At 67.3% G+C, this 15,350-nt stretch carries 10 protein-coding genes; 2 read left to right on the forward strand and 8 right to left on the reverse strand.

What is annotated here, in order from left to right; translation table 11 throughout:
• Window positions 1-131: 131 nt before the first annotated feature.
• Both F0415_RS00590 and F0415_RS00595 read left to right on the forward strand, forming a co-directional pair.
• Window positions 132-1,811 (forward strand): AMP-binding protein, encoded by a 1,680-nt coding sequence (locus F0415_RS00590; RefSeq protein WP_149859253.1) that lies wholly within the window; start codon window positions 132-134, stop codon window positions 1,809-1,811.
• 155 nt (window positions 1,812-1,966) lie between these two features.
• Entirely contained in the window at window positions 1,967-2,884 is a 918-nt protein-coding gene (locus F0415_RS00595; RefSeq protein ID WP_149859254.1) for a crotonase/enoyl-CoA hydratase family protein, read from the forward strand.
• Window positions 2,885-2,904: 20 nt separating this feature from the next.
• Here F0415_RS00595 and F0415_RS00600 read toward each other — a convergent pair whose 3' ends face one another.
• From F0415_RS00600 to carB, 8 genes are all read right to left on the reverse strand, one after another.
• Window positions 2,905-5,058, reverse strand: coding sequence for an ATP-binding protein (locus F0415_RS00600; RefSeq protein ID WP_149859255.1), 2,154 nt, complete (start codon window positions 5,056-5,058; stop codon window positions 2,905-2,907).
• 32 nt (window positions 5,059-5,090) lie between these two features.
• Entirely contained in the window at window positions 5,091-6,140 is a 1,050-nt protein-coding gene (locus tag F0415_RS00605) for an HD domain-containing phosphohydrolase (protein ID WP_149859256.1), read from the reverse strand.
• Window positions 6,141-6,264: 124 nt separating this feature from the next.
• Window positions 6,265-7,779, reverse strand: a complete 1,515-nt coding sequence (gene lysS / locus F0415_RS00610; RefSeq protein WP_149859257.1) for a lysine--tRNA ligase — start codon at window positions 7,777-7,779, stop codon at window positions 6,265-6,267.
• A gap of 39 nt (window positions 7,780-7,818) precedes the next feature.
• Window positions 7,819-8,941, reverse strand: a protein-coding gene (gene prfB / locus F0415_RS00615; protein WP_149859258.1) for a peptide chain release factor 2 whose coding sequence is annotated in 2 segments (ribosomal slippage) — window positions 7,819-8,868 and window positions 8,870-8,941 — 1,122 coding nt in all. Because the reading frame shifts where the segments join, the coding sequence is not laid out codon by codon here.
• A 38-nt stretch (window positions 8,942-8,979) separates the two neighbouring features.
• Window positions 8,980-10,713, reverse strand: coding sequence for a single-stranded-DNA-specific exonuclease RecJ (recJ, locus tag F0415_RS00620; protein WP_149859259.1), 1,734 nt, complete (start codon window positions 10,711-10,713; stop codon window positions 8,980-8,982).
• Window positions 10,710-11,621: a phosphoglycerate mutase gene (locus tag F0415_RS00625; RefSeq protein WP_149859260.1), complete on the reverse strand. Its 912-nt coding sequence runs from the start codon at window positions 11,619-11,621 to the stop codon at window positions 10,710-10,712. The genes recJ and F0415_RS00625 overlap by 4 nt, the downstream gene beginning before the upstream one ends.
• Before the next feature lie 7 nt (window positions 11,622-11,628).
• Window positions 11,629-12,105, reverse strand: a complete 477-nt coding sequence (gene greA, locus F0415_RS00630) for a transcription elongation factor GreA (RefSeq protein ID WP_188310242.1) — start codon at window positions 12,103-12,105, stop codon at window positions 11,629-11,631.
• On the reverse strand, window positions 12,102-15,344 hold the full coding sequence (gene carB / locus F0415_RS00635; RefSeq protein WP_149859261.1) for a carbamoyl-phosphate synthase large subunit: 3,243 nt from the start codon (window positions 15,342-15,344) through the stop codon (window positions 12,102-12,104). Before carB ends, greA begins: the two co-directional genes overlap by 4 nt.
• Between the last annotated feature and the right edge of the window lie 6 nt (window positions 15,345-15,350).

The raw sequence follows: 15,350 nt of genomic DNA on the forward strand, positions 1-15,350 counted from the left end.
CGAACCGGGCAGCCCGCGCCTTGCCTGCCCCGGGGGGCTGTGGTCCAATCGAGCAAACACTCGAACTCGATGCCCCGCCGTATGGCGGGCAAGGGTGCGGGCCGCGGAAAACATTCGTCGTGGGGGTTTGCATGGTCTCTGAGCGTCCTTGGCTGGCCAGCTACCCGCCGGGCATTCCGGCGGAAGTGGATGTGGACAAGTACCCGTCCATCGTAGCCGTGCTCGAGGAAACCTGCCGCCAGTACGCCGAACGCCCGGCTTTTTCCAACTTCGGCAAGCGGCTCAGCTATGCCGACGTTGACCGCTTGAGTGCCCGTTTCGCCAGCTACCTGCTGCACGAGCTGAAACTCAAGAAGGGTGACAGGGTCGCCCTGATGATGCCGAACATCCTGCAGTATCCGATCGCCATCTTCGGAGTGCTGCGAGCCGGCCTGACCGTGGTCAACACCAATCCGATGTATACCGCCCGCGAGCTGAAGCACCAGCTGGTGGATTCCGGCGCGGCCGCCATCGTCGTACTGGAGAACTTCGCCCACGTGGTGCAGCAGGTGCTGGCCGACACCCGGCTGCAGCAGGTACTGGTGACCGGCGTAGGCGACATGCTGGGATTCCCCAGGGGCCCCGTGGTCAATTTCGTGCTCAGGCACGTGCGCCGGCAGGTACCCGAGTATTCCCTGCCGGGCTCGATCCGGTTCAACGAGGCGCTGCACCTGGGCGAGCGGCACGAACTTCCGGCCCTGGACATCCGCGGCCATGACATCGCCTTCCTGCAGTACACCGGCGGCACCACCGGCGTGGCCAAGGGCGCCATGCTCACCCACCGCAATCTGGTGGCGAACATGCAGCAGGCGTCGGTCTGGATAGGCACGAATGCCAGGATGGGCGAGGAAACCATCGTCACCGCGCTGCCGCTCTACCACATCTTCGCGCTCACCGCGAACTGCCTGGTGTTCATGAAGTTCGGCGGCCTGAACCACCTGATCACCAATCCGCGCGACATGAAGGGCTTCGTCGCCGAGCTGCGCAAGATCAGGTTCACCGCCATCACCGGTGTCAACACCTTGTTCAACGGCTTGCTGAATACGCCTGGCTTCGAAAAGGTCGACTTCTCGGGACTCCATCTCACGCTCGGTGGCGGAATGGCGGTGCAGAGGGCCGTGGCTGAACGCTGGAAAAAGGTGACCGGCTGCACACTGGTCGAGGCCTACGGCCTGACGGAAACCTCTCCTGCCGCCTGTATCAACCCGATGGACTTGCCCGATTACAACGGGTCGATCGGCTTGCCGATCTCGTCCACCGACGCCTGCATCAAGGGTGAGAACGGAGAGAAGCTTCCGGCCGGAGAGGTGGGCGAGCTGTGCATCAAGGGCCCGCAGGTGATGGCCGGCTACTGGAACCGCCCGGAGGAAACCGCCAAGGTCATCGACTCCGAAGGCTGGCTGCACACCGGCGACATGGCCAAGATGGACGAGAAGGGCTTCTTCTATATCGTGGACAGGAAGAAGGACATGATCCTGGTGTCCGGGTTCAACGTCTATCCGAACGAGGTGGAAGACGTCATCGCCCTGATGCCGGGCGTGCTGGAGGTCGCCGCGGTGGGCGTGCCGGACGAGCGCTCGGGCGAAGCGGTCAAGGTGGTGATCGTCCGGCGCGATGGCAACCTCACCGCCGAGGACGTAAAGGCGTTCTGCCGGGACAAGCTCACCGGCTACAAGCAGCCCAAGTTCGTCGAGTTCAGGACCGAGCTTCCCAAGTCGAACGTGGGCAAGATCCTGCGTCGGGAGCTCAGGGAGGCGGCCGCCCAGGCCTGAGGCAGCTGCCACGGGCCTAGCAGAACCACGGCCGGTTTACAAGCGGGGCGGAACCGGGTCTAGAATCGGAAGCGTTGGCCAGCCGCCAACGTTTCCCCGCAGCCGTACGGCCGATGCCGGCGGCATCTAGTCCCCTCAGCGCCGAGGACACGACCATGAGCCCTGTCGTAGAACTGCCCAACCGCCCCTACAGCTACCGCACCATACGCTGCCAGGAAGACCCGACCACCCGTACCAGCTGGATGTACATGCACGCCCACCGCGCACAGGGTGCGGCGCCCGGACGCCCCTGCTTCAGCCTGGACCTGATGAAGGAGATGCGCGACTACCTGGCCAATGTCAGCCAGCGCAGCCGGCAGACCGCGATAGACGGCCGGGAACCCGGTCTGGACCACCTGGTCATCTGCTCGGACGCTTCCGCGTTCAACCTCGGCGGCGACCTCGAGCTGTTTGCACGGCTGATCCGCGAGCGCGATCGTGCTTCCCTGCTGGCCTATGCGCGGATGTGCGTCGAAGGCGTCTACCACCTGCACACCCAGCTGGGCGGGCGGGTAAACACCATTGCCCTGGTCCAGGGCGACGCCTTGGGCGGCGGACTCGAACTGGCGCTTTCCTGCCAGACGCTGGTCGCCGAGGAGGGGGCCGCTCTCGGCTTCCCCGAGGTGCTGTTCGACCTGTTCCCCGGCATGGGCGCGTACACCTTCCTTTGCCGACGGGTCAGTCCGGTGCAGGCGGAGAAGCTCATGCTGGACGGAAACGTGTATACCGCTGAGCAGATGTACGCCATGGGTATCGTGGACCTGGTCGTTCCCAGGGGCCAGGGCGTGCAGGCGGTCCAGGACCTGCTCCGGCAGCACCGGCGCTCGCCGCATGCCAGGCTGGCGCTGCAGCAGGTCCGCGACTACGCCCGTCCGGCTTCGCTGGAAGAACTCATGCGGATCACCGAGATCTGGGTGGACACCGCCATGCAGTTGGGCGAGCGTTCGCTGCGCACCATGGAAAGGCTGGTCAGGGCCCAGGAGCGCCGCGCCGGCGAGGCCGCGGCCGCCACCAGCCTGGCCGCATCGCTCTGACCTGGCCTTGGCCTGGGCGCTCAGCCCGAGGCATCGTCCGAGCACTGCCCTCCCGACCGGGAGGGCAGTCGGGCCAGGGCCTCGCGCGCGAGCTCGAACTGTTCCCGCAACGCGCGCTCCCGGGCGCGCCACTCCTTGGCCAGCTGCCAGTTCGGCAGCCGCATGACTTCGCCGCCCATGGCGGCGACCCGAGACATGCCCAGATTGCCCGCCACGCCCTTGAGGGCATGACACTGGTCGCGGAATCCGTCCCAGTCGGACATCGCCGCGCACTGCTCCAGCGAGTTCAGGCAGCGTAGCCCGTCGCGCAGGCACTGCTGCACGAAGTTCCTGACAAAATCCTTGCCCAGGTTCAACTCCGCGAGTTCGCCGAGCACACTGTCGTCCAGCACCACGGCCGTCGCGCCGCCGACCTGCGACGCACCCGCCGAGGACGCGTCGTCACTGCTCCCCAGCGCCATCTCCGCCAGCGACTCGAGCAACCGCGCCGCCACCACCGGCTTGGGCAGAAATGCCCTTGCCCCGGCCTGTTCGCATGCCTGGATGGCCTCCGGCGTGACATCGGCGGTGAGCACCATGAACGGCGTGCGGTGACCGCTGCCCGCTTCCATCACCCGGACTTCCCGCAGGATGTCCAGGCCGCTGATGCCGGGCATGTGCAGATCAATGATGACCGCATCGAAATCACGCTCCGCCATCAGGTTCAGCACCGCGTCTCCGGTATCCACTTCCTCGACCGCATGCCCGGCCTTCTCCAGCAGACGACGCAACACCATCCGGTTGGCCTGATGATCGTCGGCAATGAGAAGCCGCAGCGGTTTGACCCGGGCCCGATGCCTGACGAACGGGTCGTCGAAGGCAATGACGTTGGCGCCCTCGGCCTCCGCCGGCAAGGTGCTGCCTTCCGCCAACCGGTAGGGAAGCTCCACCCAGAAATGCGAGCCTGCCCCCTCTTCGCTCTCGAAGCCCAGACGCCCCCCCATGGTTTCCGCCAGACCCTTGGCGATAGTGGTGCCAAGGCCGGTGCCGCCGTAGCGGCGGGTTCTGCCCGAGTCCACCTGTTCGAAGGCCTCGAACAATCGCTTCTGCGCCTCCTGCGGGATACCGATGCCGGTATCCCGCACCGAAAACCTGAGCATGATCTCTGGCGCCGACTCGGCAGCCCGCTCCGACACCTCCCGCTTGCGCGGCGGCGCAATCGCCACTTCGAGTGCCACCTTGCCGACGTCGGTGAACTTGATCGCGTTGTTGAGCAGGTTGACCAGGATCTGACGCAGATGCCCGGCATCCCCGTGCAAGGCATCCGGAACGCGGTCGGACACGGTGACCACGAAAGCGAGCCCCTTCTCGGCCGCGGAAGGCTGGAGCATCACCTGGACTCCCCGGATCAACTCGCGCAGGCGGAAGTCTTCCACCATCAACTTGAGTTTTCCGGCCTCGATCGCCGAGATGTCCAGCACATCCTCGACCAGGGCCAGCAGGGCCCGGGCCGAGGTCTGGATGACTTCCGTGCACTCGCGCTGCTCCTGGCTGAGGTGGGTCGTGCTCAGGAGTTGCGACATGCCGACTATGCCGTTGAGCGGCGTGCGGAACTCATGACTCATGTTGGCCAGGAACCGGGTCTTGGCCTCGCTGGCGCGCTTGGCTTCGGCGGTTGCCCTGGTCAGCGCGCGCAGCAGCGAAGTGAGATACGCCGGAATCGCGCTGAGCCCCAAGAGAAGGCCCCAGGCCAGCATCTGGTTCTGCTGCCAGTAAGGCGTAGTGAGGATGACAGCCAGAAAACTGGCGCTGGCCATCAGGATTGCCGCGATCAGATAACGTTCACCGAAGCGCAGGCCGTTTCCGATGGTTACCCACATCAGCACGACATACACCGGGGCGAGCGATTCGCCCAGCACGTGCATGGCGGCACCCATCATCGCGTAATCCGACAACATGCCGATGACCCGGCGCACGTGCGACACGCCCGGATTGAGCACAATGGCGATCAGGATGCCGAGACCCACTACCCCTTCGATGGCGAAGAAGAGGAAAACCAGCCTCAACGGCTCGTTGTCGACCTCCGAACCGTAAGTCACCCCCAACAGGTAGACCAGGATGACCATGGTCACGGCGAAACGCGTCAGCGCCTGGCCGTGCTCGCTGTCAGGGCGATTGGCGAATGCGCGAATCATGCAGGCGCCAGCGGATGCAGGCCCGTCCCGACTCAGCCGCGCGGACGACTCGGGGAGAAGTAACGGAAGACTTCCTCCATCCGTTCCCTTCTGGACAGGGCAGCCGCCACCACCGCCGGATCGAACTGTTTGCCTGACTGTTCGCGGAGATGGTCGAAGGCGGCCTGAAGCGTCCAGGACGGCCGGTAGGGCCGGTCCGTCGTCAGCGCCTCGAACACCTGGGAGACGGCGACGATTCGTGCGGGCAGCGGAATGTCCTCGCCGGCCAGGCCGTCGGGATAGCCGGTCCCATCCCAGCGTTCGTGGTGACGGAGCGCTATCGTGGCGCCGACCTGGACGAACTTGCTGCTACTGTCGCTCAGTATCTCGTAGCCAAGACGGGGATACCGACGTACTTCCTTCAGCTCCCGCTCGTCCAACGGCCCGGGTTTCAGCAGAATGGCATCCGAGATGCCGATCTTGCCGATGTCGTGCAGCGGCGCCGCCAGCTCGATCATCTTCACCTCGTCCTCACCCAGGCCAAGCGCCTCGGCGATCAGGGCAGAGTAACGCCCTATCCGTTCCAGATGGCCCGGCGCATTGCCATCCCGGTGGCCCGTGGCCCTGGCAAGGCGATTCAGGATCTCCCGCTCGCGCTCGTCCAACTCGTGCATGCGGGCCAGCAGCTGCCGTTCCAACTCGTGCGCCCGCGACTTCAGGTTCTGCTGCTGCTGGCGCAATGCCAGCAGATTCCGGCAGCGCGAGCGCAGTTCCCGGGGCCGCACGGGCTTGACCAGAAAATCGATGACCCCGGCCTCGAGGGCGGCGTTGCGGATCGGCTCGTCGCCGACGACGGTAATCAGCACGATCGGAACGTCCCGGTGCGACAGCGGCCGGCGGAAGCGGCGGGCGAACTCCAGCCCGTCCAGCTTGGGCATGCGGTAGTCCAGCAGCAGCAGATCGGGCTGGTTGCGCTGCGACCACAACAGGGCCTCGACCGGATCGCCGAAGTCGGTCACCTTCACCTCCGGGCTGATGTCCTCCAGCAGGTGGCGGAACATGGTCCGCTGCGAGGGCTGATCGTCGACGATGAGGACATTCATGCGGTTCTCCGGCGCGTATGCGCGCAGCCCCGGGGGGCGGGCTCTGACCCGGAGCCTACCCCTGCTCCGCCTTTACCGGCAAGCGGTTAGCGATGCTTCCTGCCCAAGGCCTGAAGAGGGCGGTTCAGGTTTCCGGCCGCATGTACGGAAACAGCAACACGTCCCGGATCGAGGCCGAGCCGGTCAGCAGCATGACCAGCCTGTCAATGCCGACACCGAGCCCGCCGGTCGGCGGCAGGCCGTACTCGAGCGCACGGATGTAGTCGGCGTCGTAGTGCATGGCCTCGTCGTCGCCGCCTTCCTTGGCCGCCACCTGGTCCAGGAACCGCCGCTTCTGGTCCTCGGGATCGTTGAGCTCGGAAAAGCCATTGGCCATCTCCTTGCCACCGATGAACAGCTCGAAACGATCGGTGATGCCGGGCTCGCTGTCGGACTCTCGGGCCAGCGGCGAGACTTCCACCGGGTAATGGGTAATGAAGGTCGGCTGCAGCAGCCCGGCCTCGACGGTCTTCTCGAAGATCTCCAGCAGCAGTTTGCCCCAACCGTAAGCCGGCTTGACGTGGATACCCAGGCTGACGCAATGCCGGGCCAGGGCCTCGCGGTCGCGGCAGTCGGCCTCGCTGATCTGTGGGTTGTGCTCGCGCACCGCCTCCTCCAGGCGCCAGCGCCGGAAGGCCGGGCCCAGGTCTATGTCACGGCCCTCCCAGTGCATCCGCGTGCCTCCGCAGACCGTCGCCGCCACGTCGCGGATCATGGCCTCGGTCAGGTCCATCACGTCCGTGTAGGTGGCGTAGGCCTCGTACAGCTCCAGCATCGTGAACTCGGGGTTGTGCCGGGTGGACACACCCTCGTTGCGGAAGTTGCGGTTGATCTCGTACACCCGCTCCAGGCCGCCGACCACCAGGCGCTTGAGGTAGAGCTCGGGCGCCACACGCAGGTACAGGTCGATGTCCAGCGCATTGTGGTGGGTGACGAAGGGCCGCGCCGTGGCACCGCCCGGGATGTAATGCATCATCGGCGTCTCCACTTCGAGGAAACGCCGGGCATCCAGCCAGCGGCGGATCTCGGCGACGATGCGGGAGCGCTTGACGAACACCTCACGCGCCTCCGGATTCATCACCAGGTCCACGTAGCGCATGCGGTAGCGCTGCTCGACGTCAGCCAGGCCGTGGAACTTGTCCGGCAGCGGCCGCAGCGACTTGGTCAGCAGGCGCAGGCGCTCGGCGCGGACCGACAGCTCGCCGGTCTTCGTCCGGGTCATGCCGCCCACGACCCCGACGATGTCGCCGATGTCCCAGCCCTTGAAGGCCTCGTAGGCCTCGCCCAGCACGTTGGCCTGCAGGAACACCTGGATGCGCCCGCTCATGTCCTGGAGATGGGCGAAGGCAGCCTTGCCCATCACCCGCTTGGCCATCAGCCGTCCGGCCACGGCCACCCGGCGCCCCGACGCCTCCAGCGCCGGCGCGTCCCAGCGTTCGGCATCGGCGTACTCGGCCTGCAGGTCGCCGGCATAGTCGCAGCGGCGGAAATCGTTCGGGAAGGCGACGCCCTTGCCGCGCAGCGCCGCCAGTTTCGACCGGCGCTCGGCGATCAGCATGTTCTCGTCGGCGGCAGGCGGGGAAGCGGGCGTATCGGTCATGGCGGACTCGCTGGCGGTGCGGCGTGGTCGGGGGATGGCTCAGGCGTCGGCGCGCTTGGCGCCGGCATCCAGGCCGGCCTTCAGGCTGGCCTCGATGAACTCGTCCAGGTCGCCATCGAGCACCTTCTGGGTGTCGCTGCGCTCGACGCCGGTGCGCAGGTCCTTGATCCGGCTCTGGTCGAGCACGTAGTTGCGGATCTGGCTGCCCCAGCCGATGTCGGACTTGCTGGCTTCCAAGGCATCGCGCTCGGCATTGCGCTTCTGCATTTCCAGCTCGTACAGCTTGGCCGCCAGCATCTTCATGGCGCGGTCGCGGTTGGCATGCTGACTACGTTCGGTCTGGCAGGCCACCACGATGCCGCTGGGCACGTGGGTGATGCGTACCGCCGACTCGGTCTTGTTGACGTGCTGGCCGCCGGCGCCGGAGGAACGGTAGACGTCGGTCTTCAGGTCGGCCGGGTTGATCTCGATGTCTATGTCGTCGTCCACCTCGGGACTGACGAAAACCGAGGTGAAGCTGGTATGCCGGCGGTTGTCCGAATCGAAAGGAGACTTGCGCACCAGGCGGTGCACGCCCGTTTCGGTCTTGAGCCAGCCGTAGGCGTATTCGCCCTCGACCCGGAAGGTGGCCGACTTGATGCCGGCGACTTCGCCGCCGCTCACTTCCAGCAGCTCGGTCTTCCAGCCGCGCGATTCGCACCAGCGCAGGTACATGCGCAGCAGCATCTCGGCCCAGTCCTGGGCCTCGGTGCCGCCGGCGCCGGCCTGGATGTCCACGAAGGCATTGGCCGAGTCCATCTTGCCGGAGAACATCCGGCGGAACTCCAGCTGGGCGACATCGCGCTCGTAACGGTTGACGTCGGCAGCCACCGCGGCGACGGTGTCCTCGTCGTTCTCCATTTCCGCCAGCTCGAGCAGCTCACCGGCGCCAGCCAGGTTCTCGGTCAGGCTGCGGATGCCGACCACCACCTTTTCCAGCGCGGAACGCTCACGACCCAGTGCCTGGGCCCGTTCGGGGTCGTTCCAGACATCAGGGCTCTCCAGCTCCCGGTTCACTTCCTCGAGACGTTCGACCTTGCGGTCGAAGTCAAAGATACCCCCTGAGCGAATCCAGCCGTTCCCGGAGGTCGGCGATCCGCTGGCGGATGGGATTGAGTTCCATGCTGATCCGCGGTGACGAGTGGCTCGAAAGGCCGCGAATCATACCATCGGCGCAGGCTCCAGGTGACGCACCCGCAGCTGTACGCCGCGGCGGCCGCCCCAGTCGTCCAGGTCCAGCTCGTAGGCCAGGCGCAGGCGCCCGGGCGGCCTTTCGCCGGTCCAGCCGCCGAACTGGATGCCGCCCAGCACCGGCCCGCCGTCGGCATGACGCAGGCGCATGCGCAGGTGGCCGCGACCGACCTCGCGTGCCTCCAGCAGCTCGAACTCGCCCTCGAACACCGGCTCGGGGAAGCCTTGGCCCCAGGGCCCGGCCAGGCGTAAACGCTCGGCCAGGCCGCGCTCGATCTCCTCCGGCGCCAGCTCGCCGTCGGTCCAGAGCTCGCACAGCCGCTGTTCCTCGCTCAGGCGCCGGCCGACCTCGACACGCATGGCCTCGGCGAAGGCCGCCAGCTGCTCCGGCGCCAGGCTCAGGCCCGCGGCCATGGCGTGTCCGCCGAAACGGCCGATCAGGCCGGGATGGCGCGCATCCACCGCCGCCAGGGCGTCCCGGATGTGCAGACCGGGAATCGAGCGCGCCGAACCCTTCAGCATTCCTTCGCCTTCTTCCTCGCCGGCGAAGGCGATCACCGGCCGATGCCAGCGATCCTTGAGTTTCGAAGCGACCAGGCCGACCACCCCGGCATGCCAGGCCGGGTCGTGCACGCAGACCAGGTCGGGCAGCCCGCCCTGCCCCTCCACCGTCGCTGCGGCCAGCCGCTCGGCCTGCTCGAGCATCTGCGCCTGCAGTTCGCGTCGCTCGGCGTTGATGCCGTCGAGCATCAGGGCCAGCTCACGGGCCCGCTCCGGCTCGTCGCACAGCAGGCATTCGATGCCCAGGCTCATGTCGTCCAGCCGGCCGGCGGCGTTCAGGCGTGGCGCCAGGCCGAAACCGATGTCGCCGGCGGACAACAGGGCCGGTTCCCGGCCCGCCAGCTCGACCAGGGCCCGCAGGCCGGGCCGGCACCGGCCTTCGCGCAGGCGGCGCAGGCCCGCCGCCACCAGCAGGCGGTTGTTGTAGTCCAGCGGCACCAGGTCCGCCACCGTACCCACGGCCACCAGGTCCAGCAGTTCTCCCAGGTCCGGTTCCGGCAGCCGCCGGGCGAAGGCACCGTCCGCGCGCAGCCGCTGACGCAGGGCCAGCAGCAGATAGAACACGACACCCACACCGGCCAGTGCCTTGCTGGGGAAGGCATCCCCGGGCAGGTTGGGATTGACGATTGCGTCCGCCTCGGGCAGCGAGGAAGCGGGTAAATGATGGTCGCTCACCAGCACCCGCCAGCCTTCGGCCCGAGCCGCCGCGATGCCGGCGTGGCAGGCGATGCCGCTGTCCACGGTCAGCACCAGATCGGGTCGCAAACGCCGCAGGTCGTCCACCAGTGCCAGCGACAGGCCGTAGCCGTGCATCAGCCGATGCGGCACGCGGTAGGACACCCGCCGCGCGCCAAGCATACGCAGCCCGCGCACCGCGACAGCGGTGCCAGTGGCGCCGTCGCAATCGAAATCTCCGACCACGACGATATGCCGGTCCTCGGCAATGGCCGCCCGCAACAGCTCCACCGCCGAAGCCATGCCGCTCAGGCCCTCCGGCGGCGCCAGGCGCGCCAGCCTCAGTTCGGCGTCCTCGGGCCCAAGGACGCCGCGGGCAGCGCAAACCCGGCGCAGTGCAGGCGGCACCGACGCCGGCCATGGGCCGGATGCCGGCACCGGCCTGCGACGCAGGCGTAGCCTGTTCATGCCAGAGCGGCCTGTCGCCGGCGCCACCAGCGCCAGCCCTGGCCCGGGCGGATCCGCCAGGCCGCCCCATCGGCGAAGTCCAGGCAGACCTCCGGACTCCGGCCGAGCGCGTCTTCCATCGCCACCGACAGCGCCGCCAGCTCCCGCAGGCCGCGCAGGTCGATCAGGCTGGCTTGCGGGCCGGCACCGACCGGCAGTTCCGCCAGAGCTGCCAGGGACAGGAGCTCGGACTCGCGGCTCGCCACTCCGGTGTGCGGGCTACGCACGCGGTCGGGCAGCCGGCCGCCGCCCCAGAACCACAGGCTGTTGGCGACCGGCCGGCCGGCCTCGGCGCGGGCCAGGTTCACCGGGTGGTTGTGCAGAATCACCTGGGCCTCGTTGAGCAGGGCCCGCCAGCGCCTGCCCTCGGGGCCGTCCGGCAGGTACTCGAACAGGTCGCCGCCGAGCCCGTCCTCGGGATGAGAGAAGGCCGGAAGGCGCGCTTCGAGCGGAAGCGACAGGTACCAGCGTGAGGGCACGGGCGCGGATATCCGGAAGCCGGCGTCGCCGAACAGCGGCCGCAAGGGCTGCAGCAAGGCTTCCGCCTCGTCCGCGGAAAGTCCCAGTTCGCCGATCGCCAAGACACGGACACCGGTCATGTCGGGACGCGCACAGGCCGGATCGGCGCGCAGCCAGGCATGCAGATGGGCATCGTCGGCATCGCGGGCGCGGGTAATGGCAGCCATCGGCCAGCAGCCGCGCGGCAGAAGTTCGAAGTGGCGTTGCAACTGCGCCACGCCTCCGCTCTGGCGGTCGTCCAGGCGATCACCCCTCCCAAGTCTGCGTGCCAGCGCCGGAGGCAGGGCCTGCCCGGCGAAACGGGACCGGGGCGGCAGCAGCAGCGTGGTCAGCGCGGGCGCGCCGGACATGTCGGCCTCAGGCCACGTAGCGGACGGCGACGATTTCGTAATCGCGCGGACCAGCGGGTGCCTGGATGGTGACCGTGTCGCCCTCGTGCTTGCCGATCAGCGCCCGCGCCACCGGCGAGGACACCGAGATCAGTCCTTGCTTGATGTCGGCTTCCAGGTCACCAACGATCTGGTAGGTCACCTCCTCCCCGGTATCGCAGTCCACCAGATCCACGGTCGCCCCGAACACCACCCGGCTGCCGGCGTTGAGGTGGGCGACGTCGATCAGCTGGGCGTGCGAAAGCACGTATTCCAGCTCCTTGATTCTGCCCTCGACGAATCCCTGCTGCTCGCGGGCGGCATGGTACTCGGCATTCTCCTTGAGATCGCCGTGCGCCCTGGCCTCGGCAATGGCATTGATGATCGCCGGCCGCTCGACCGATTTCAGCCGCTCCAGTTCCTCGCGCAGACGGGCGGCGCCCTTGGTGGTCAGCGGCACCCTCATCCGTGAAGCTCCTTGTGCATCTCCTGCAGCGACCACACCCGCGGATCGTCCCGGCAATCCAGTCCGCGGATCAGGGCACGGGCGCCGGGGATCGTCGTGGAATAGGTGACCCGGTGCTGCAGCGCTTCGCGGCGGATCGAGAACGAGTCGGCGATGGCCTGCTTGCCTTCGGTGGTGTTGACGATGTAGCTGATCTCGCCGTTCTTGATCAGGTCGACGATGTGCGGGCGACCCTCGATCACCTTGTTGATGCGCTCGCACTCGACGCCATGCTCGCGCAGAAACCGGGCGGTGCCGTCGGTCGCCACCAGGCTGAAGCCGCGCGCCAGCAGGTCACGGGCGACCGGCAGCAGCCGCTTCTTGTCCGGATCACGCACCGACAGGAAGGCCTTGCCCGGTACCGGCGCCTTGATGTTCGCCGCCTCCTCGGCCCGCCCGAAAGCCTCGGTGAAACTGCGGCCGACGCCCATCACCTCGCCGGTCGAGCGCATTTCCGGACCGAGGATGGGGTCCACGTTCTGGAACTTGGCAAACGGGAACACCGCCTCCTTGACCGAGTAATAGCCCGGGACGATTTCCCGCGTGGCGCCCTGCTCGGCCAGGGTGCGACCGGCCATGCAGCGGGCGGCGATCTTGGCCAGCGGCAGGCCGATCGCCTTGGAGACGAAGGGCACCGTCCGCGAGGCGCGCGGGTTCACTTCCAGCAAGTAGATGGTGTCCCTGCCCTGCTCGTCGAAGACGATGGCGAACTGGGTGTTCATCAGGCCGACCACGTTCAGGGCCTGGGCCAGGCGCGTCACCTGTTCGCGCAAGCGATCCTGCACCTCTGCCGGCAGCGAATAGGGCGGCAGCGAACAGGAGGAATCGCCGGAATGTACGCCGGCCTCCTCGATGTGTTCCATGATGCCGCCGATCAGTACCCGGCCTTCCCTGTCGGCGATGACGTCCACATCCACTTCGACGGCATTGTCGAGGAACCGGTCCAGCAGCACCGGCGAATCGTTGGACACCTGCACCGCCTCACGGATGTAGCGGGCCAGGTCGGCATCGGAATAGACGATTTCCATCGCCCTGCCGCCCAGCACGTAGCTCGGCCTCACCACCAGCGGGTAGCCGATTTCGTTGGCCAGGGCCACGGCCTGGTCGGCGTTGCGGGCGGTACGGTTGGGTGGCTGGGTCAGGCCCAGCTGCTCGACCAGCTTCTGGAACCGTTCGCGGTCCTCGGCCAGGTCGATGCTGTCCGGGCTGGTCCCGATGATCGGCACGCCGGCCGCCTCGAGCGCGCGCGCCAACTTCAGCGGGGTCTGGCCGCCGTACTGGACGATCACCCCTTCCGGCTTCTCCAGTTCGACGATCTCGAGCACGTCCTCCAGGGTCAGCGGCTCGAAGTACAGCCGGTCCGAGGTGTCGTAGTCGGTGGACACCGTTTCCGGGTTGCAGTTGACCATGATGGTCTCGAAGCCGTCCTCGCGCAGGGCCAAGGCAGCATGCACGCAGCAGTAGTCGAACTCTATGCCCTGGCCGATGCGGTTGGGGCCGCCGCCCAGCACCATGATCTTGCGCCGGTCGCTCGGCGCCGCCTCGCACTCGTCCTCGTAGGTGGAGTACATGTAGGCGGTGGTGGTGGCGAACTCGGCGGCGCAGCTGTCTACCCGCTTGTAGACGGGACGCACGCCGAAGGCGCGCCGCAGGGCACGGATAGCGGATTCGTCGGTACCGGTCAAGCGAGCCAGGCGGGCATCGGAGAAGCCCATGCGCTTGAGCCTGCGCAGCCGGCCGCCGTCCAGCGCTGCCAGACCGGCGGCGGCCACCTCCTTCTCCACCGCCACCAGTTCCTCGATCTGATCGAGGAACCAGGGGTCGATCCAGCTCAGCCCGTGCACGTCGTCAACGCTCATGCCGGCTCGGAAAGCCTCGGCAACCTGGAACAGACGCTCCGGCCCGGGCTCCTTGAGCTCGCGGCGGATGCGCAGCATGCCTTCCTCGCCCTGCTCCGCGCAGCCGGTGGGATCCAGGCCGGCCTTGCCGGTCTCCAGACCGCGCAGGGCCTTCTGCAGCGATTCCTGGAAGCAACGGCCGATCGCCATCACCTCGCCCACCGATTTCATCTGCGTGGTCAGGCGCGGGTCGGTGGCCGGGAACTTCTCGAAGGCGAAACGCGGAATCTTGGTGACGACGTAGTCGATGGCCGGTTCGAACGAAGCCGGGGTCAGACCGCCGGTGATCTCGTTGCGCAGCTCGTCCAGGGTATAACCCACCGCCAGCTTGGCCGCCACCTTGGCGATCGGGAAGCCGGTGGCCTTGGATGCCAAGGCCGACGACCGCGACACGCGCGGGTTCATCTCGATCACCACGACCCGGCCGGTGCGGCTGTTGACACCGAACTGCACGTTGGAACCGCCGGTGTCCACACCGATCTTGCGCAGCACGGCGATCGAGGCATCACGCAGGCGCTGGTACTCCTTGTCGGTCAAGGTCTGGGCCGGGGCCACCGTGATCGAATCGCCGGTGTGCACGCCCATCGGATCCAGGTTCTCGATAGAGCAGACGATGATGCAGTTGTCCGCCCGGTCGCGGACCACTTCCATCTCGAACTCCTTCCAGCCCAGCACCGACTCCTCGACCAGCACTTCGTGCACGGGGGACAGATCGAGGCCGCGCTTGACGATTTCCTCGAACTCCTCGCGGTTGTAGGCGATGCCCCCGCCGCTGCCGCCGAGGGTGAAGCTGGGCCGGATGATGGTCGGGAAGCCGACCCGCGCCTGGATCTCCACCGCCTGCTCGAAACTGCGGGCGATCTCGGCACGGGGGCACTCGAGGCCGATCTCGGCCATGGCCCGACGGAACAGCTCCCGGTCTTCGGCCATGCGGATGGCCTCGCGCGAGGCGCCGATCAGTTCGACGCCATGCTTCTCGAGCACACCCTTGTCGGCCAGCTCCAAGGCGCAGTTGAGCGCGGTCTGGCCGCCCATGGTCGGCAACAGCGCATCCGGCTTCTCCCTGGCGATGATCCGCTCCACCGTGGCCGCGTTGATCGGCTCGATGTAGACCGCATCCGCCATTTCCGGGTCGGTCATGATCGTCGCCGGGTTGGAGTTCACCAGGATGACCCGGTAGCCCTCCTCGCGCAGGGCCTTGCAGGCCTGCGCGCCCGAATAATCGAACTCGCAGGCCTGGCCGATGACGATCGGGCCGGCGCCGATGATGAGGATGGACTTGAGGTCGGTGCGCTTGGGCATGTGCTG

Source organism: Arenimonas fontis (genome assembly GCF_008386465.1).
Taxonomy (GTDB): Bacteria; Pseudomonadota; Gammaproteobacteria; order Xanthomonadales; family Xanthomonadaceae; genus Arenimonas; species Arenimonas fontis.

Excerpts from the sequence above, each read along its gene's own strand:
- F0415_RS00600 (WP_149859255.1), bottom strand. The coding sequence starts at position 5,058 with ATGATTCGCGCATTCGCCAATCGCCCTGACAGCGAGCACGGCCAGGCG.
- recJ (WP_149859259.1), bottom strand. The coding sequence starts at position 10,713 with ATGAACAGGCTACGCCTGCGTCGCAGGCCGGTGCCGGCATCCGGCCCA.
- F0415_RS00595 (WP_149859254.1), top strand. The coding sequence starts at position 1,967 with ATGAGCCCTGTCGTAGAACTGCCCAACCGCCCCTACAGCTACCGCACC.
- F0415_RS00590 (WP_149859253.1), top strand. The coding sequence starts at position 132 with ATGGTCTCTGAGCGTCCTTGGCTGGCCAGCTACCCGCCGGGCATTCCG.
- lysS (WP_149859257.1), bottom strand. The coding sequence starts at position 7,779 with ATGACCGATACGCCCGCTTCCCCGCCTGCCGCCGACGAGAACATGCTG.
- greA (WP_188310242.1), bottom strand. The coding sequence starts at position 12,105 with ATGAGGGTGCCGCTGACCACCAAGGGCGCCGCCCGTCTGCGCGAGGAA.
- carB (WP_149859261.1), bottom strand. The coding sequence starts at position 15,344 with ATGCCCAAGCGCACCGACCTCAAGTCCATCCTCATCATCGGCGCCGGC.
- F0415_RS00625 (WP_149859260.1), bottom strand. The coding sequence starts at position 11,621 with ATGTCCGGCGCGCCCGCGCTGACCACGCTGCTGCTGCCGCCCCGGTCC.
- F0415_RS00605 (WP_149859256.1), bottom strand. The coding sequence starts at position 6,140 with ATGAATGTCCTCATCGTCGACGATCAGCCCTCGCAGCGGACCATGTTC.